The 22,555-nt window shown below is 40.4% G+C and carries 1 protein-coding gene; it reads right to left on the bottom strand.

Annotated features, from left to right (window positions below; genetic code table 11):
* Positions 1–11: 11 nt before the first annotated feature.
* Positions 12–22,304, bottom strand: coding sequence for a PKD-like domain-containing protein (locus AC2TDS_RS13885; protein WP_484736177.1), 22,293 nt, complete (start codon positions 22,302–22,304; stop codon positions 12–14).
* Positions 22,305–22,555: the final 251 nt, after the last annotated feature.

Below are 22,555 nucleotides of genomic sequence, written 5' to 3'. Positions count from 1 at the left end.
AAATTTTGCGATTAATCTCTGTTGATATATATCCAACCTATTTTAGGTTTGCTACCATCTCCTAAATCTAAGACATAATAATAAGTCCCTGAAGGTAATTGCTTATCTGTCTGAACATTAAAACGACCATTAGACGTACCATCCCAACTATTATCATACCTGTTTTTACTGTACACTATATTACCCCAACGATTATATATTTCTAATCGATTGTTCTTATACTGATCGTTTTTTATACAAGATATCACCAAGGTGTCGTTATAACCGTCATTATTGGGTGTAAATTCATTATATACTGATAAACAGCTTAAAGTATCTTTATCTAAATAATCAGGGATACCATCTTCATCAGTATCTAAGGAATCATCTGGGATACCATCACCATTAAAATCAGCATTCTCATCTGCCGTAGGTATATCATCACCATCATCATCACTATCTAAATAATTTGGGATACCATCGCCATCATTGTCGTCATTGGTTGAATCTCCATCTCCATCAATATCTTCTTCTGCGGTTAAAACACCATCACCATCATCATCATCATCCTGATAATCGGGAGTTCCATCACCATCGGTATCGGTAAGATCATCTCCATCTACCAAATCTCCTGAATCGACCTCTCCATCACCATCACTATCAGTTCCTCCAACCTCTATTACATCATTAACACCATCACCATCACTATCTAAATCTAAATAATCTGGAATGCCATCACCATCACTATCTGGCGTATCTGCTGGTGTACCGTCATTGTCTGGATCAACTACATCTGCTATTCCATCACCATCGGAATCTTCCATCTGATCATCTATAACACCGTCATTGTCAAAATCTAATGATGCATCGGTACCACCTTCTACTAAATCAGAAATACCATCATTATCACTATCTACATCTTGGAAATCTGGACTACCATCACCATCAGTATCAACTGGATCAGTTGTTCCTCCTGCTGCAATATCTGTATCATCGACATCAGCTGCATCCATAATCCCATCATTGTCATTATCTACCGTGCTATCCAGTACGCCATCGCCATCGGTATCCACTACACTTACATCCTGACCACTTTCTTCTAAATCTAAAATACCATCACCATCACTATCTAAATCCAATCGGTCTACAATACCATCTCCATCGGTATCTCTATTTGGATCTCCATTTTCTTCAACGCTATCTAAAACACCATCATTGTCATCATCTAAATCGTATATATCTGGGATACCATCACCATCACTATCAACCTGTTCTTCATCACCAAAGCCGTTTAAGCCATCTACTGAATCTGGGATACCATCACCATCACTATCGGTATTATCATCTATGACACCATCACCATCTGCGTCTAAATTCCCTGGTAAATCCGAATTGTTTGGTTCTACTACATCTGGTATACCATTACCATCACTATCTGGTAAATTATCGCCGTCTACTAAATCATTCGTGTCTATCTGACCATCACCATCTGCATCGGGTCCTCCTGCTTCCTCTACATCATTTATTCCATCGTTATCACTATCTAAATCTTGATAATCTGGAGTACCATCACCATCAGTATCTGGTATATCTGCTGGTGTACCGCCATTGTCTGAATCTACTGAATCTGGCAATCCATCTCCATCACTATCCGTTTGATTATCTATAACACCATCATTGTTGGTATCTAAACCACCATCGGTGCCACCTTCTACTAAATCAGAAATACCATCATTATCACTATCTAAATCTAAATAATCTGGAGTACCATCACCATCAGTATCTGTTGGATCACTAGGGTCTGTTCCTATTTCTTCGCTTGTTGGAATACCATCGCCATCATCATCGGTGTCAAAAACATCGATAACACCGTCATTATCCGAATCATCCGGACCATTACCATCCCCATCGACATCATACTCAGCGCCATTAGAAATACCATCCCCATCACAATCACCTGTAGGAATTGCAAAAGGATTCGGGATACAGGGATCTGTCGGGTCAGGATCAATAACATCACACACACCATCTGAATCTGTATCGGTATTGTTAGGATTACACGGATCGGTTGGATCAGGATCTATACTGTCACAAACACCATCATTATCTATATCTGTTGCATTAGGGATACAAGGATCTGTTGGGTCAGGATCTATAATATCACAAACACCATCCATATCTTCGTCATTACTGTTTGGATTACAAGGATCTGTCGGGTCAGGATCTACCGTATCACAGACACCATCACCATCGGCATCCGTTGCATTTGGAATACATGGATCAGTTGGATCAGGATCTACCGTATCACAGACACCATCACCGTCATTATCTATATTGTTAGGGTTACATGGATCTGTCGGGTCAGGATCTACCGTATCACAAACACCATCCATATCTTCGTCATTACTATTTGGATTACAGGGATCGGCTGGGTCGGGATCTATAGCATCGCAGATACCATCACCATCACTATCTGTTGCATCTGGTGAGCATGAATCTGTTACATCGGGATCTACCGTATCACAGACACCATCACCATCGGCATCCGTTGCATTTGGAATACATGGATCTGTTGGGTCAGGATCTACCGTATCACAAACACCGTCACCATCGGCATCTGCTCCATTGGGATTACATGGATCACTAGGATCAGGATCTACCGTATCACAAACACCATCACCATCTGAATCTGCTCCATTAGGATTACATGGATCAGTAGGATCGGGATCTATACTGTCGCATACACCGTCACCATCACTATCGGAAGCCCCAACTGGGCATGGATCTGTTACATCGGGATCAACCGTATCACAAATACCATCACCATCTACATCTGTTGCATCTGGAACACAAGGATTCATTGGGTCGGGATCAATACTATCACAAACACCATCACCATCGGCATCCGAACCATTTGGGATACATGGGTCAGTAGGATCAGGATCTATACTGTCACAAACGCCATCACCATCGGCATCTGCTGAATCTGGATCACATTCATTACTCGGATCTGGATCAATACTATCACAAATACCATCACCATCTGAATCTGTTGCATCTGGAATACAGGGATCGGTTGGATCAGGATCTATTATATCACAATACCCATCACCATCTGAATCTGCTCCATTAGGATTACATGGATCACTAGGATCAGGATCTATACTGTCGCATACACCGTCGCCATCAGCATCCGTTGCATTTGGTATACAAGGGTCTGTTGGATTAGGATCTACTATATCACAGACACCATCACCATCTGAATCTGCCCCATTTGGGTTACAAGGATCATTAGGTCCGGGATCTATACTATCGCAAACACCATCACCATCGGTATCCGTTGCATTTGGAACACAAGGATCGTTAGGACCTGGATCTATACTATCACAAATACCATCACCATCTGAATCTACTCCATTAGGATTACATGGATCACTAGGGCCTGGGTCTACTGTATCACAAACACCATCACCATCACTATCCGTTGAATTTGGAATACAAGGATCCGTAGGGCCTGGATCTATACTATCACAGATACCATCACCATCGGTATCTAAATCATCTTCCGTACACAAATTCGTGACTTCTGGGTCAACTGTATCACAAATACCATCACCATCGGCATCCGTCCCATCTGGTAAACATGGGTCAGTAGGATTGGGATCTATCGTATCACAAACACCATCACCATCCGTATCTGTATTATCGGGTACACAGGGATCCGTAGGACCAGGGTCTACCACATCACAATATCCATCTCCATCACTATCCATACCATTTGGTATGCAGGGGTCGGTAGGATCGGGATCTATCGTATCACAAACACCATCACCATCTGCATCTACTCCATTAGGATTACATGGATCACTAGGACCTGGGTCTACTGTATCACAAACACCGTCACCATCACTATCCTTACTGTTTGGTATGCAGGGATCGGTAGGGTTAGGGTCTATCGTATCACAAACGCCATCGCCATCCGCATCTGTATTATCTGGTATACAAGGATCGGTAGGACCAGGGTCTATCGTATCACAAATACCATCGCCATCACTATCTGCTCCATTAGGAATACATGGATCGGTAGGATTGGGATCAATCGTATCACAAACACCATCACCATCTGCATCCGTATTATCAGGAATACAAGGATCTGTTGGATTAGGATCAACTATATCACATACACCATCGCCATCCGTATCCGTTGCATCTGGTAGACAAACGTCATTGACATCATTATCTGTAATTGTCCCAATTCCTTCAAAATCACTCATCGTAATAGACATGTAAGGAGTAGATACATTACTTAAGGTAACGGTATATTGTTCATCTGTTTCATATACATTATTATCTATCGTTGTAATAGGAATGATAACAGTGGTACTACCTGCAGGTATTGTGTAACTAACATTATGAGCGATATAATCACTTCCAGCTAATGCTGTTCCATTACTTGTATTTACTTCAAAAGTTATATCACAAGATATTGCTTGACTTATAGAAACTGTAAAATTTGCAACATCTCCTTCAACCACCATGGTATCATTAATACTAATAGTTGGTAAAGGGTCAACTGTTACTGTATACGTGTATGAATCACCAACACAGTTATCTGAACTCGTTGGGGTAATCGTATACACTACTGTTTGAACACTTCCACTAATATTGGTTAATGTATCGGTAATACTCGTCGCAGTTGAGGCACTTGTTGTGGCTCCTGTAATATTTGAATTTGCCGCAGCAACCCAACTAAAGGTGCTACCTGATAAATTTACATCTGTCGTTAAATCATGGCTTAAGGCTACATCACTACAAACCGTATCGGTTGGGGCTGTAGCTACAAAAGGCTCTGGATTTACCGTTACTGTATACGTGTATGAATCACCAACACAGTTATCTGAACTCGTTGGGGTAATCGTATACACTACTGTTTGAACACTTCCACTAATATTGGTTAATGTATCGGTAATACTCGTTGCAGTTGAGGCACTTGTTGTGGCTCCTGTAATATTTGAATTTGCCGCAGCAACCCAACTAAAGGTGCTACCTGATACGTTTACATCTGTCGTTAAATCATGGCTTAAGGCTACATCACTACAAACCGTATCGGTTGGGGCTGTAGCTACAAAAGGCTCTGGATTTACCGTTACCGTATACGTGTATGAATCACCAACACAGTTATCTGAACTCGTTGGGGTAATCGTATACACTACTGTTTGAACACTTCCACTAATATTGGTTAATGTATCGGTAATACTCGTCGCAGTTGAGGCACTTGTTGTGGCTCCTGTAATATTTGAATTTGCCGCAGCAACCCAACTAAAGGTGCTACCTGATAAATTTACATCTGTCGTTAAATCATGGCTTAAGGCTACATCACTACAAACCGTATCGGTTGGGGCTGTAGCTACAAAAGGCTCTGGATTTACCGTTACTGTATACGTGTATGAATCACCAACACAGTTATCTGAACTCGTTGGGGTAATCGTATACACTACTGTTTGAACACTTCCACTAATATTGGTTAATGTATCGGTAATACTCGTCGCAGTTGAGGCACTTGTTGTGGCTCCTGTAATATTTGAATTTGCCGCAGCAACCCAACTAAAGGTGCTACCTGATAAATTTACATCTGTCGTTAAATCATGGCTTAAGGCTACATCACTACAAACCGTATCGGTTGGGGCTGTAGCCACAAAAGGCTCTGGATTTACCGTTACTGTATACGTGTATGAATCACCAACACAGTTATCTGAACTCGTTGGGGTAATCGTATACACTACTGTTTGAACACTTCCACTAATATTGGTTAATGTATCGGTAATACTCGTCGCAGTTGAGGCACTTGTTGTGGCTCCTGTAATATTTGAATTTGCCGCAGCAACCCAACTAAAGGTGCTACCTGATAAATTTACATCTGTCGTTAAATCATGGCTTAAGGCTACATCACTACAAACCGTATCGGTTGGGGCTGTAGCTACAAAAGGCTCTGGATTTACCGTTACTGTATACGTGTATGAATCACCAACACAGTTATCTGAACTCGTTGGGGTAATCGTATACACTACTGTTTGAACACTTCCACTAATATTGGTTAATGTATCGGTAATACTCGTCGCAGTTGAGGCACTTGTTGTGGCTCCTGTAATATTTGAATTTGCCGCAGCAACCCAACTAAAGGTGCTACCTGATAAATTTACATCTGTCGTTAAATCATGGCTTAAGGCTACATCACTACAAACCGTATCGGTTGGGGCTGTAGCTACAAAAGGCTCTGGATTTACCGTTACTGTATACGTGTATGAATCACCAACACAGTTATCTGAACTCGTTGGGGTAATCGTATACACTACTGTTTGAACACTTCCACTAATATTGGTTAATGTATCGGTAATACTCGTCGCAGTTGAGACACTTGTTGTGGCTCCTGTAATATTTGAATTTGCCGCAGCAACCCAACTAAAGGTGCTACCTGATAAATTTACATCTGTCGTTAAATCATGGCTTAAGGCTACATCACTACAAACCGTATCGGTTGGGGCTGTAGCTACAAAAGGCTCTGGATTTACCGTTACTGTATACGTGTATGAATCACCAACACAGTTATCTGAACTCGTTGGGGTAATCGTATACACTACTGTTTGAACACTTCCACTAATATTGGTTAATGTATCGGTAATACTCGTCGCAGTTGAGGCACTTGTTGTGGCTCCTGTAATATTTGAATTTGCCGCAGCAACCCAACTAAAGGTGCTACCTGATAAATTTACATCTGTCGTTAAATCATGGCTTAAGGCTACATCACTACAAACCGTATCGGTTGGGGCTGTAGCTACAAAAGGCTCTGGATTTACCGTTACTGTATACGTGTATGAATCACCAACACAGTTATCTGAACTCGTTGGGGTAATCGTATACACTACTGTTTGAACACTTCCACTAATATTGGTTAATGTATCGGTAATACTCGTCGCAGTTGAGGCACTTGTTGTGGCTCCTGTAATATTTGAATTTGCCGCAGCAACCCAACTAAAGGTGCTACCTGATAAATTTACATCTGTCGTTAAATCATGGCTTAAGGCTACATCACTACAAACCGTATCGGTTGGGGCTGTAGCTACAAAAGGCTCTGGATTTACCGTTACTGTATACGTGTATGAATCACCAACACAGTTATCTGAACTCGTTGGGGTAATCGTATATACAACTGTTTGAACACTTCCACTAATATTGGTTAATGTATCGGTAATACTCGTCGCAGTTGAGGCACTTGTTGTGGCTCCTGTAATATTTGAATTTACCGCAGCAACCCAACTAAAGGTGCTACCTGATAAATTTACATCTGTCGTTAAATCATGGCTTAAGGCTACATCACTACAAACCGTATCGGTTGGGGCTGTAGCTACAAAAGGCTCTGGATTTACCGTTACTGTATACGTGTATGAATCACCAACACAGTTATCTGAACTCGTTGGGGTAATCGTATACACTACTGTTTGAACACTTCCACTAATATTGGTTAATGTATCGGTGATACTCGTCGCAGTTGAGGCACTTGTTGTGGCTCCTGTAATATTTGAATTTGCCGCAGCAACCCAACTAAAGGTGCTACCTGATAAATTTACATCTGTCGTTAAATCATGGCTTAAGGCTACATCACTACAAACCGTATCGGTTGGGGCTGTAGCTACAAAAGGCTCTGGATTTACCGTTACTGTATACGTGTATGAATCACCAACACAGTTATCTGAACTCGTTGGGGTAATCGTATACACTACTGTTTGAACACTTCCACTAATATTGGTTAATGTATCGGTAATACTCGTCGCAGTTGAGGCACTTGTTGTGGCTCCTGTAATATTTGAATTTGCCGCAGCAACCCAACTAAAGGTGCTACCTGATAAATTTACATCTGTCGTTAAATCATGGCTTAAGGCTACATCACTACAAACCGTATCGGTTGGGGCTGTAGCTACAAAAGGCTCTGGATTTACCGTTACTGTATACGTGTATGAATCACCAACACAGTTATCTGAACTCGTTGGGGTAATCGTATACACTACTGTTTGAACACTTCCACTAATATTGGTTAATGTATCGGTAATACTCGTCGCAGTTGAGGCACTTGTTGTGGCTCCTGTAATATTTGAATTTGCCGCAGCAACCCAACTAAAGGTGCTACCTGATAAATTTACATCTGTCGTTAAATCATGGCTTAAGGCTACATCACTACAAACCGTATCGGTTGGGGCTGTAGCTACAAAAGGCTCTGGATTTACCGTTACTGTATACGTGTATGAATCACCAACACAGTTATCTGAACTCGTTGGGGTAATCGTATACACTACTGTTTGAACACTTCCACTAATATTGGTTAATGTATCGGTAATACTCGTCGCAGTTGAGGCACTTGTTGTGGCTCCTGTAATATTTGAATTTGCCGCAGCAACCCAACTAAAGGTGCTACCTGATAAATTTACATCTGTCGTTAAATCATGGCTTAAGGCTACATCACTACAAACCGTATCGGTTGGGGCTGTAGCTACAAAAGGCTCTGGATTTACCGTTACTGTATACGTGTATGAATCACCAACACAGTTATCTGAACTCGTTGGGGTAATCGTATACACTACTGTTTGAACACTTCCACTAATATTGGTTAATGTATCGGTAATACTCGTCGCAGTTGAGGCACTTGTTGTGGCTCCTGTAATATTTGAATTTGCCGCAGCAACCCAACTAAAGGTGCTACCTGATAAATTTACATCTGTCGTTAAATCATGGCTTAAGGCTACATCACTACAAACCGTATCGGTTGGGGCTGTAGCTACAAAAGGCTCTGGATTTACCGTTACTGTATACGTGTATGAATCACCAACACAGTTATCTGAACTCGTTGGGGTAATCGTATACACTACTGTTTGAACACTTCCACTAATATTGGTTAATGTATCGGTAATACTCGTCGCAGTTGAGGCACTTGTTGTGGCTCCTGTAATATTTGAATTTGCCGCAGCAACCCAACTAAAGGTGCTACCTGATAAATTTACATCTGTCGTTAAATCATGGCTTAAGGCTACATCACTACAAACCGTATCGGTTGGGGCTGTAGCTACAAAAGGCTCTGGATTTACCGTTACTGTATACGTGTATGAATCACCAACACAGTTATCTGAACTCGTTGGGGTAATCGTATACACTACTGTTTGAACACTTCCACTAATATTGGTTAATGTATCGGTAATACTCGTCGCAGTTGAGGCACTTGTTGTGGCTCCTGTAATATTTGAATTTGCCGCAGCAACCCAACTAAAGGTGCTACCTGATACGTTTACATCTGTCGTTAAATCATGGCTTAAGGCTACATCACTACAAACCGTATCGGTTGGGGCTGTAGCTACAAAAGGCTCTGGATTTACCGTTACCGTATACGTGTATGAATCACCAACACAGTTATCTGAACTCGTTGGGGTAATCGTATACACTACTGTTTGAACACTTCCACTAATATTGGTTAATGTATCGGTAATACTCGTCGCCGTTGAGACACTTGTTGTGGCTCCTGTAATATTTGAATTTGCCGCAGCAACCCAACTAAAGGTGCTACCTGATAAATTTACATCTGTCGTTAAATCATGGCTTAAGGCTACATCACTACAAACCGTATCGGTTGGGGCTGTAGCTACAAAAGGCTCTGGATTTACCGTTACTGTATACGTGTATGAATCACCAACACAGTTATCTGAACTCGTTGGGGTAATCGTATACACTACTGTTTGAACACTTCCACTAATATTAGTTAATGTATCGGTAATACTCGTCGCAGTTGAGGCACTTGTTGTGGCTCCTGTAATATTTGAATTTGCCGCAGCAACCCAACTAAAGGTGCTACCTGATAAATTTACATCTGTCGTTAAATCATGGCTTAAGGCTACATCACTACAAACCGTATCGGTTGGGGCTGTAGCTACAAAAGGCTCTGGATTTACCGTTACTGTATACGTGTATGAATCACCAACACAGTTATCTGAACTCGTTGGGGTAATCGTATACACTACTGTTTGAACACTTCCACTAATATTGGTTAATGTATCGGTAATACTCGTCGCAGTTGAGGCACTTGTTGTGGCTCCTGTAATATTTGAATTTGCCGCAGCAACCCAACTAAAGGTGCTACCTGATAAATTTACATCTGTCGTTAAATCATGGCTTAAGGCTACATCACTACAAACCGTATCGGTTGGGGCTGTAGCTACAAAAGGCTCTGGATTTACCGTTACTGTATACGTGTATGAATCACCAACACAGTTATCTGAACTCGTTGGGGTAATCGTATACACTACTGTTTGAACACTTCCACTAATATTGGTTAATGTATCGGTAATACTCGTCGCAGTTGAGGCACTTGTTGTGGCTCCTGTAATATTTGAATTTGCCGCAGCAACCCAACTAAAGGTGCTACCTGATAAATTTACATCTGTCGTTAAATCATGGCTTAAGGCTACATCACTACAAACCGTATCGGTTGGGGCTGTAGCTACAAAAGGCTCTGGATTTACCGTTACTGTATACGTGTATGAATCACCAACACAGTTATCTGAACTCGTTGGGGTAATCGTATACACTACTGTTTGAACACTTCCACTAATATTGGTTAATGTATCGGTAATACTCGTCGCAGTTGAGGCACTTGTTGTGGCTCCTGTAATATTTGAATTTGCCGCAGCAACCCAACTAAAGGTGCTACCTGATAAATTTACATCTGTCGTTAAATCATGGCTTAAGGCTACATCACTACAAACCGTATCGGTTGGGGCTGTAGCTACAAAAGGCTCTGGATTTACCGTTACTGTATACGTGTATGAATCACCAACACAGTTATCTGAACTCGTTGGGGTAATCGTATATACTACTGTTTGAACACTTCCACTAATATTGGTTAATGTATCGGTAATACTCGTCGCAGTTGAGGCACTTGTTGTGGCTCCTGTAATATTTGAATTTGCCGCAGCAACCCAACTAAAGGTGCTACCTGATAAATTTACATCTGTCGTTAAATCATGGCTTAAGGCTACATCACTACAAACCGTATCGGTTGGGGCTGTAGCTACAAAAGGCTCTGGATTTACCGTTACTGTATACGTGTATGAATCACCAACACAGTTATCTGAACTCGTTGGGGTAATCGTATACACTACTGTTTGAACACTTCCACTAATATTGGTTAATGTATCGGTAATACTCGTCGCAGTTGAGGCACTTGTTGTGGCTCCTGTAATATTTGAATTTGCCGCAGCAACCCAACTAAAGGTGCTACCTGATAAATTTACATCTGTCGTTAAATCATGGCTTAAGGCTACATCACTACAAACCGTATCGGTTGGGGCTGTAGCTACAAAAGGCTCTGGATTTACCGTTACTGTATACGTGTATGAATCACCAACACAGTTATCTGAACTCGTTGGGGTAATCGTATACACTACTGTTTGAACACTTCCACTAATATTGGTTAATGTATCGGTAATACTCGTCGCAGTTGAGGCACTTGTTGTGGCTCCTGTAATATTTGAATTTGCCGCAGCAACCCAACTAAAGGTGCTACCTGATAAATTTACATCTGTCGTTAAATCATGGCTTAAGGCTACATCACTACAAACCGTATCGGTTGGGGCTGTAGCTACAAAAGGCTCTGGATTTACCGTTACTGTATACGTGTATGAATCACCAACACAGTTATCTGAACTCGTTGGGGTAATCGTATATACTACTGTTTGAACACTTCCACTAATATTGGTTAATGTATCGGTAATACTCGTCGCAGTTGAGGCACTTGTTGTGGCTCCTGTAATATTTGAATTTGCCGCAGCAACCCAACTAAAGGTGCTACCTGATAAATTTACATCTGTCGTTAAATCATGGCTTAAGGCTACATCACTACAAACCGTATCGGTTGGGGCTGTAGCTACAAAAGGCTCTGGATTTACCGTTACTGTATACGTGTATGAATCACCAACACAGTTATCTGAACTCGTTGGGGTAATCGTATACACTACTGTTTGAACACTTCCACTAATATTGGTTAATGTATCGGTAATACTCGTCGCAGTTGAGACACTTGTTGTGGCTCCTGTAATATTTGAATTTGCCGCAGCAACCCAACTAAAGGTGCTACCTGATAAATTTACATCTGTCGTTAAATCATGGCTTAAGGCTACATCACTACAAACCGTATCGGTTGGGGCTGTAGCTACAAAAGGCTCTGGATTTACCGTTACTGTATACGTGTATGAATCACCAACACAGTTATCTGAACTCGTTGGGGTAATCGTATACACTACTGTTTGAACACTTCCACTAATATTGGTTAATGTATCGGTAATACTCGTCGCAGTTGAGGCACTTGTTGTGGCTCCTGTAATATTTGAATTTGCCGCAGCAACCCAACTAAAGGTGCTACCTGATAAATTTACATCTGTCGTTAAATCATGGCTTAAGGCTACATCACTACAAACCGTATCGGTTGGGGCTGTAGCTACAAAAGGCTCTGGATTTACCGTTACTGTATACGTGTATGAATCACCAACACAGTTATCTGAACTCGTTGGGGTAATCGTATACACTACTGTTTGAACACTTCCACTAATATTGGTTAATGTATCGGTAATACTCGTCGCAGTTGAGGCACTTGTTGTGGCTCCTGTAATATTTGAATTTGCCGCAGCAACCCAACTAAAGGTGCTACCTGATAAATTTACATCTGTCGTTAAATCATGGCTTAAGGCTACATCACTACAAACCGTATCGGTTGGGGCTGTAGCTACAAAAGGCTCTGGATTTACCGTTACTGTATACGTGTATGAATCACCAACACAGTTATCTGAACTCGTTGGGGTAATCGTATACACTACTGTTTGAACACTTCCACTAATATTGGTTAATGTATCGGTGATACTCGTCGCAGTTGAGGCACTTGTTGTGGCTCCTGTAATATTTGAATTTGCCGCAGCAACCCAACTAAAGGTGCTACCTGATAAATTTACATCTGTCGTTAAATCATGGCTTAAGGCTACATCACTACAAACCGTATCGGTTGGGGCTGTAGCTACAAAAGGCTCTGGATTTACCGTTACTGTATACGTGTATGAATCACCAACACAGTTATCTGAACTCGTTGGGGTAATCGTATACACTACTGTTTGAACACTTCCACTAATATTGGTTAATGTATCGGTAATACTCGTCGCAGTTGAGGCACTTGTTGTGGCTCCTGTAATATTTGAATTTGCCGCAGCAACCCAACTAAAGGTGCTACCTGATAAATTTACATCTGTCGTTAAATCATGGCTTAAGGCTACATCACTACAAACCGTATCGGTTGGGGCTGTAGCTACAAAAGGCTCTGGATTTACCGTTACTGTATACGTGTATGAATCACCAACACAGTTATCTGAACTCGTTGGGGTAATCGTATACACTACTGTTTGAACACTTCCACTAATATTGGTTAATGTATCGGTAATACTCGTCGCAGTTGAGGCACTTGTTGTGGCTCCTGTAATATTTGAATTTGCCGCAGCAACCCAACTAAAGGTGCTACCTGATAAATTTACATCTGTCGTTAAATCATGGCTTAAGGCTACATCACTACAAACCGTATCGGTTGGGGCTGTAGCTACAAAAGGCTCTGGATTTACCGTTACTGTATACGTGTATGAATCACCAACACAGTTATCTGAACTCGTTGGGGTAATCGTATACACTACTGTTTGAACACTTCCACTAATATTGGTTAATGTATCGGTAATACTCGTCGCCGTTGAGACACTTGTTGTGGCTCCTGTAATATTTGAATTTGCCGCAGCAACCCAACTAAAGGTGCTACCTGATAAATTTACATCTGTCGTTAAATCATGGCTTAAGGCTACATCACTACAAACCGTATCGGTTGGGGCTGTAGCTACAAAAGGCTCTGGATTTACCGTTACTGTATACGTGTATGAATCACCAACACAGTTATCTGAACTCGTTGGGGTAATCGTATACACTACTGTTTGAACACTTCCACTAATATTAGTTAATGTATCGGTAATACTCGTCGCAGTTGAGGCACTTGTTGTGGCTCCTGTAATATTTGAATTTGCCGCAGCAACCCAACTAAAGGTGCTACCTGATAAATTTACATCTGTCGTTAAATCATGGCTTAAGGCTACATCACTACAAACCGTATCGGTTGGGGCTGTAGCTACAAAAGGCTCTGGATTTACCGTTACTGTATACGTGTATGAATCACCAACACAGTTATCTGAACTCGTTGGGGTAATCGTATACACTACTGTTTGAACACTTCCACTAATATTGGTTAATGTATCGGTAATACTCGTCGCAGTTGAGGCACTTGTTGTGGCTCCTGTAATATTTGAATTTGCCGCAGCAACCCAACTAAAGGTGCTACCTGATAAATTTACATCTGTCGTTAAATCATGGCTTAAGGCTACATCACTACAAACCGTATCGGTTGGGGCTGTAGCTACAAAAGGCTCTGGATTTACCGTTACTGTATACGTGTATGAATCACCAACACAGTTATCTGAACTCGTTGGGGTAATCGTATACACTACTGTTTGAACACTTCCACTAATATTGGTTAATGTATCGGTAATACTCGTCGCCGTTGAGACACTTGTTGTGGCTCCTGTAATATTTGAATTTGCCGCAGCAACCCAACTAAAGGTGCTACCTGATAAATTTACATCTGTCGTTAAATCATGGCTTAAGGCTACATCACTACAAACCGTATCGGTTGGGGCTGTAGCTACAAAAGGCTCTGGATTTACCGTTACTGTATACGTGTATGAATCACCAACACAGTTATCTGAACTCGTTGGGGTAATCGTATACACTACTGTTTGAACACTTCCACTAATATTGGTTAATGTATCGGTAATACTCGTCGCAGTTGAGGCACTTGTTGTGGCTCCTGTAATATTTGAATTTGCCGCAGCAACCCAACTAAAGGTGCTACCTGATAAATTTACATCTGTCGTTAAATCATGGCTTAAGGCTACATCACTACAAACCGTATCGGTTGGGGCTGTAGCTACAAAAGGCTCTGGATTTACCGTTACTGTATACGTGTATGAATCACCAACACAGTTATCTGAACTCGTTGGGGTAATCGTATATACAACTGTTTGAACACTTCCACTAATATTGGTTAATGTATCGGTAATACTCGTCGCAGTTGAGGCACTTGTTGTGGCTCCTGTAATATTTGAATTTGCCGCAGCAACCCAACTAAAGGTGCTACCTGATAAATTTACATCTGTCGTTAAATCATGGCTTAAGGCTACATCACTACAAACCGTATCGGTTGGGGCTGTAGCTACAAAAGGCTCTGGATTTACCGTTACTGTATACGTGTATGAATCACCAACACAGTTATCTGAACTCGTTGGGGTAATCGTATACACTACTGTTTGAACACTTCCACTAATATTGGTTAATGTATCGGTAATACTCGTCGCAGTTGAGGCACTTGTTGTGGCTCCTGTAATATTTGAATTTGCCGCAGCAACCCAACTAAAGGTGCTACCTGATAAATTTACATCTGTCGTTAAATCATGGCTTAAGGCTACATCACTACAAACCGTATCGGTTGGGGCTGTAGCTACAAAAGGCTCTGGATTTACCGTTACTGTATACGTGTATGAATCACCAACACAGTTATCTGAACTCGTTGGGGTAATCGTATATACAACTGTTTGAACACTTCCACTAATATTGGTTAATGTATCGGTAATACTCGTCGCAGTTGAGGCACTTGTTGTGGCTCCTGTAATATTTGAATTTGCCGCAGCAACCCAACTAAAGGTGCTACCTGATAAATTTACATCTGTCGTTAAATCATGGCTTAAGGCTACATCACTACAAACCATATCGGTTGGGGCTGTAGCTACAAAAGGCTCTGGATTTACCGTTACTGTATACGTGTATGAATCACCAACACAGTTATCTGAACTCGTTGGGGTAATCGTATACACTACTGTTTGAACACTTCCACTAATATTGGTTAATGTATCGGTAATACTCGTCGCAGTTGAGACACTTGTTGTGGCTCCTGTAATATTTGAATTTGCCGCAGCAACCCAACTAAAGGTGCTACCTGATAAATTTACATCTGTCGTTAAATCATGGCTTAAGGCTACATCACTACAAACCGTATCGGTTGGGGCTGTAGCTACAAAAGGCTCTGGATTTACCGTTACTGTATACGTGTATGAATCACCAACACAGTTATCTGAACTCGTTGGGGTAATCGTATACACTACTGTTTGAACACTTCCACTAATATTGGTTAATGTATCGGTAATACTCGTCGCAGTTGAGGCACTTGTTGTGGCTCCTGTAATATTTGAATTTGCCGCAGCAACCCAACTAAAGGTGCTACCTGATAAATTTACATCTGTCGTTAAATCATGGCTTAAGGCTACATCACTACAAACCGTATCGGTTGGGGCTGTAGCTACAAAAGGCTCTGGATCTACCGTTACTGTATACGTGTATGAATCACCAACACAGTTATCTGAACTCGTTGGGGTAATCGTATACACTACTGTTTGAACACTTCCACTAATATTGGTTAATGTATCGGTGATACTCGTCGCAGTTGAGGCACTTGTTGTGGCTCCTGTAATATTTGAATTTGCCGCAGCAACCCAACTAAAGGTGCTACCTGATAAATTTACATCTGTCGTTAAATCATGGCTTAAGGCTACATCACTACAAACCGTATCGGTTGGGGCAACACTATTTACAGGCTTGGGATTAATTGTAATAGTAAAATCATCAGTACCTAAACAACCATTGACATCTATATATTTTAAAACACCATTATAAGTTCCTGAGGGAGCTCCTGATGGAATTGCATATGTAGCTCCTGATAAACTTGCTGCTGTTGTTATGTCTGTAAACCCTTCTGACTCTGCTACCGAATCATAATCTATCGTATACGTTGTTGGTTTTCCTGATGTTGTAGTTAAACTAATTGCCGAACTAGTGGTCCCTGAACAAACTGAAATGTCATTTGTGGTTGCTACTGGATTAGAAACTATTACTTCTGCTTCATCTGAAGTAATTGGGCTAGTACAACCAGAAGTAGTATCAGTTATTATAACTCTATAATAGGTGGTAGCCGCTGTAGTAGTTGGCGCTGAATAATTCGCTGAAGTTGCTCCGACAATATCACTAAACCCTGAACCGTTAGTGCTCGAATGCTGCCATTGGTAGGTTAAATTCACACCTCCTACTGCTGTTACACTCACACTTGCTGTTCCATCAACACAAAACGTTTGGTTTGCTGTTGGTTGACTACTTATACTTGGATCAGCATTCACTATCACTACTGCTTCATTTGAAGTAACTTCAGAACAAGCTCCATTTTGAACAACTGCTCTATATTTAGTAGTTGCTGTTAAATTCGTAGCTGTTAAACTTGTTGTAGTATTCGAGATATCTGTATCCGTTACAAAGTTATCTGTTGAACTTTCCCATCGTACAATACTTCCCGTATGACCACTTAAGCTTAGTGCTGTACTATTAGTTCCTGTACATACACTAGCACCTCCTGCAATGATTCCTCCTACACTCATTGGATCTACTGTAATGGTAGCAACTGATGAGAGAACTTCCGAGCAAGTTCCATTCTGAACAACTGCTCTATATTTAGTAGTTACTGTTAAATTCGTAGCTGTTAAACTTGTTGTAATATTCGAGATATCTGTATCCGTTACAAAGTTATCTGTTGAACTTTCCCATCGTACAATACTTCCCGTATGACCACTTAAGCTTAGTGCTGTACTATTAGTTCCTGTACATACACTAGCACCTCCTGCAATGATTCCTCCTACACTCATTGGATCTACTGTAATGGTAGCAACTGATGAGAGAACTTCCGAGCAAGTTCCATTCTGAACAACTGCTCTATATTTAGTAGTTACTGTTAAATTCGTAGCTGTTAAACTCGTTGTAGTATTCGAGATATCTGTATCCGTTACAAAGTTATCTGTTGAACTTTCCCATCGTACAATACTTCCCGTATGACCACTTAAGCTTAGTGCTGTACTATTAGTTCCTGTACATACACTAGCACCTCCTGCAATGATTCCTCCTACACTCATTGGGTCTACCGTAATGGTAGCAACTGATGAGAGAACTTCCGAGCAAGCTCCATTTTGAACAACCGCTCTATATTTAGTGGTTGCTGTTAAGTTCGTAGCTGTTAAACTCGTTGTAGTATTCGAGATATCTGTATCCGTTACAAAGTTATCTGTTGAACTTTCCCATCGTACAATACTTCCCGTATGACCACTTAAGCTTAGTGCTGTACTATTAGTTCCTGTACATACACTAGCACCTCCTGCAATGATTCCTCCTACACTCATTGGATCTACCGCAATGGTAGCAACTGATGAGAGAACTTCCGAGCAAGTTCCATTCTGAACAACTGCTCTATATTTAGTAGTTACTGTTAAATTCGTAGCTGTTAAACTCGTTGTAGTATTCGAGATATCTGTATCCGTTACAAAGTTATCTGTTGAACTTTCCCATCGTACAATACTTCCCGTATGACCACTTAAACTTAGTGCTGTACTATTCGTTCCTGTACATACACTAGCACCTCCTGCAATGATTCCTCCTACACTCATTGGATCTATCGTAATGGTAGCAACTGATGAGAGAACTTCCGAGCAAGTTCCATTCTGAACAACTGCTCTATATTTAGTAGTTGCTGTTAAGTTCGTAGCTGTTAAACTCGTTGTAGTATTCGAGATATCTGTATCCGTTACAAAGTTATCTGTTGAACTTTCCCATCGTACAATACTTCCTGTATGACCACTTAAGGTTAGTGATGTACTATTCGTTCCTGTACATACACTAGCACCCCCTGCAATGATTCCCCCTACACTCATTGGATCAATAGTGAAAGTAACAGCATCACTTATAACTCTTTCACATAAGTTCTTTGTACTGGTTAATACTAACCTGTATTTATTGGTAGATGCACTTAATGGTGGATTCGTAAGCGTTAAAGAAGCGGTAGTCGTGTTGCTGTATACGCCTCCATCACTTAAGTCATTCCATGTCCCTGCTCCTTTAACTTGTTCTTGCCACAAGTATTGTAAACCATCAGTATTTGAAACACTTCCACTATAATCAGGAACGGTTGTTGGTGCTGCGCCTGTATAACTAGTAGTACTTAATGAAGATCCTGACGCACTAAAAGTAACATTCTCACCTAAACACGCAGTAGTGTTACTTGGCTGATTATCTATTTGAATCTTTGTTGCTTCTATTTCATTTCCTGTTACTCCATTATAACCTCCTACTCCTCCTGTTACTTGGCCATTGCTATCAAAACCAGTTCCATCTAGAATTCCATTGTTATCTGCATCTATACCTCCTGATTCTATAACATCATAACAGCCATCATTGTCGCTATCTAAATCTAAATGATTTAAAATCCCATCGTTATCGGAATCTGCTTCAAGGGGCAGATCATTACAGAAATCACTAAATCTAATTTTTTGTTTATTGTTTAATCCTCCTGTTGAAGCTGTATATCCAAAATACACCAAGCTCTCTCCTCCAAAATAATCAGTAACAACATCGCCTGAATAGCTACCTGCTAAAATTCCATTTACGGTATACATGATTGTAGTAGTTTCACTATCCCAAATTATCTCTACTGGATACCAAATACCATTCTCTAACTCGCCAAGAGAAACTGATTGTGATAGAATATCGGAAAGATTGTCATCGTTATCAGATGGCCAAATAGAACCGTGATCCTGTGCTATATCAGATGCAACAAGCCCATCATTTAAATTATTATACGTATCTATTTCTAAAACAATTCCATTCTTTATAGTCTGAGCTCCCAGACCTGGTCCATCATTTCCTTGAGCCGATGAACCACGCGGATCATTATGGAAAATAATGGCGATACCATCTGCACCATTCCTAGCTCCTAAATAGGCCTCAAATTCAATCTTGAAATCTTTATCAAAAGATATTTTATTCTTTGAAATCGCACGACCAGATTTTCTATTTTCTTCGGGAGTTAATTGTATTTCACCTGAATTTACTTTAGAAGCACTACCCCCTAAAACAAATAAATCATCAATCTCGGTAGCAGAATCAATATTCACTTCAGCGCAATCCAAAATTCCATCATTATCACTATCGAGGTCATCGCTGCCGTAAACATTGTCTCCGTCGTTGTCTATAAAAATTATTTCAAAAGGATCATCTGGTGTATTATTAGAATCTATTTGATCTTGTGTATTGGTTATCTGATTAATAATAAAGTTAGAAGTTACATCATTATCAACTTTTGCGGTGATTATTAAGTCTTCTTTTTGCCCAGAAGTCATCGTTCCGATATTCCAATTTGGTTCAGACCAACTACCAAAGGTTGTCGATACGCTCTCTAAAGTTAGTCCATCGGGAATATTATCTGTAATAACCAAATTATGTACGTCATCAATCCCTCTACTTTCCACTGTTATAGTAAAAATGACTGTATCTCCAAGTTCGTAAGACGTCTTATTTGCCGTTTTGCTTAATACAATATCTGGACTACAACCATAGACTTTAATAGAACTGGACTTAAACTCACAACCAGCTTTTGTTACAGCTAAATATAAATCTGCATAAGTAACATCGTTTTCTGGTGTATATGAAGAGCTAGTCGCCCCTGGTATGAGTTCGTTATTACTATACCATTGATACCCAGTAAAGCTCCCTGTGGTTTCCTCAATTGTTCCGCCTGGTAAACAGCCTCCGTTAGTAATTTGTAAATTTACTACTGGAACCGTATCAAAACCAGAAAAATAACCTCCTACACCAGCACTATTATTTGCTCCCAAAAAACCAACTGCAATAGGACCTGTTGCAGAAACTGAGACATCTCCTTTAACACCTGCCACATAAAATGTTTTCCAAGCATCTGTTCCTTCTACTGGTTTGGCCGTTGGAAGTGCTTTTTGACCAAATTCATCGGTCACCACGATATCCGTGTCATTTATATCGGTAGAAGCTATTATTGTTATACCTCCATCAACAAAAGTTCTACCAGCAATATTGTCAATATCAGGAATACTATTTAATGAACTAGGTAGCAAACAGTTAACCGGAGCAATAAAATTAAGCCCCCCCGTAGCCTCATTAGCGCTTCCACCCAGCGCCTGATATGCATAAATCTTTTCGTTTGCTGTTACTAGCATGTTATCTCCAGATCCAGAAGGAGAACCTGAATAATAAGTACCGGATACTTCAAAATAATCTCCTTCATTTATAGTTGTGACCTCTACTCCATTTACACTAATTGAAGTATTATCTTTCGTAGCAATAATAATTGGTCTTTCCAGTTCATCTACTCCATTCCCACGCACAAAAACATATTCTGTACCAATTATTTCTTCAGGAACGGGCTGGTCAATCCCCGCATCTCGCTTAGACTGCGGAAAACCTTCCTTATAATAGATTTGACATAACATCCCTCCATTACTAATTACGATATTTTTATCTGATTCTACTAGCGCTCCTATCCATCCATCTTCATTAATTGGCTCTTCATCTCTCTTGGCCTCAAGTACGTATGATTGTCCTTCATTTAAAGTAACTGTAATACTATCATCTGTTATCCCGTCAGGATCTGTACCTCTTCTAAAGACACAACTCGGGTCGTACCCAGAAATGGTAACAGTAGTACCATCTTCTGTAGCCATTATTCCTAAGGTAGCCGATTGCGCTTCATGTTTACTTGATCGTAAAGGCATCCCTCCCCATCTAAATCTTTTCCCCAACGCTGCTCTTCCTTTAGATGTCAAAGAAGCAGCTTGACTATTTGTACTACCTCTATAATTAACATAAAACCTCTTCCCTGGAGGCCCCTCGATACGCAACCCGGCATTACTTACTACAACACCAGTATCACTATTACTAACTAAAGTTGGCGCGTCATCTCCTATTTCTAAAAGTTTTTCAATCGAATTACTCCTAGATAAGCCATTTAAAGTCATAAAAGGAGTAGTAGAGTTCCCTATATATACTTTGACATCAAAAGGACTTACTTCTGGTGTCGACAAATAAATACCTTGTTCTTTAATTGCTATACCATGAGAAACTTGCTTAAGAGGCGGAAGGTAATGTAAGTCACTCAATTGTGCTTGCACATTACTACTAAATAGAAAAGTAAGAATTAGTATTGAAAAATAAGTTCTAATTTTCTTTTCTATTAATTGGGGACAGGGAGGTAACATCATAACTGACTATATATGAATTAATTAAATTTAATAAAAGGATATACTTTCTCAAATTCGACATTATTTAACAGTTATCTAATCCCAAAGGACAAACAGTCAAAAACATACGGTGATCTTCCAGTATCATTCGATTAAAATTACCCACTCAAAAAACCAATATTCAAGCTAATTAACCCAAATGGCTTCATTTCTTGTATATCAATTTAGTTATACAATTCTCCCTCTATACCTATTGTTATGAATCTTTTTTA

It is taken from the genome of Tenacibaculum profundicola, from assembly GCF_057220795.1.
Note: the sequence above shows the minus strand (reverse complement) of the source record. Positions and strands in the feature narration are given on the sequence as shown.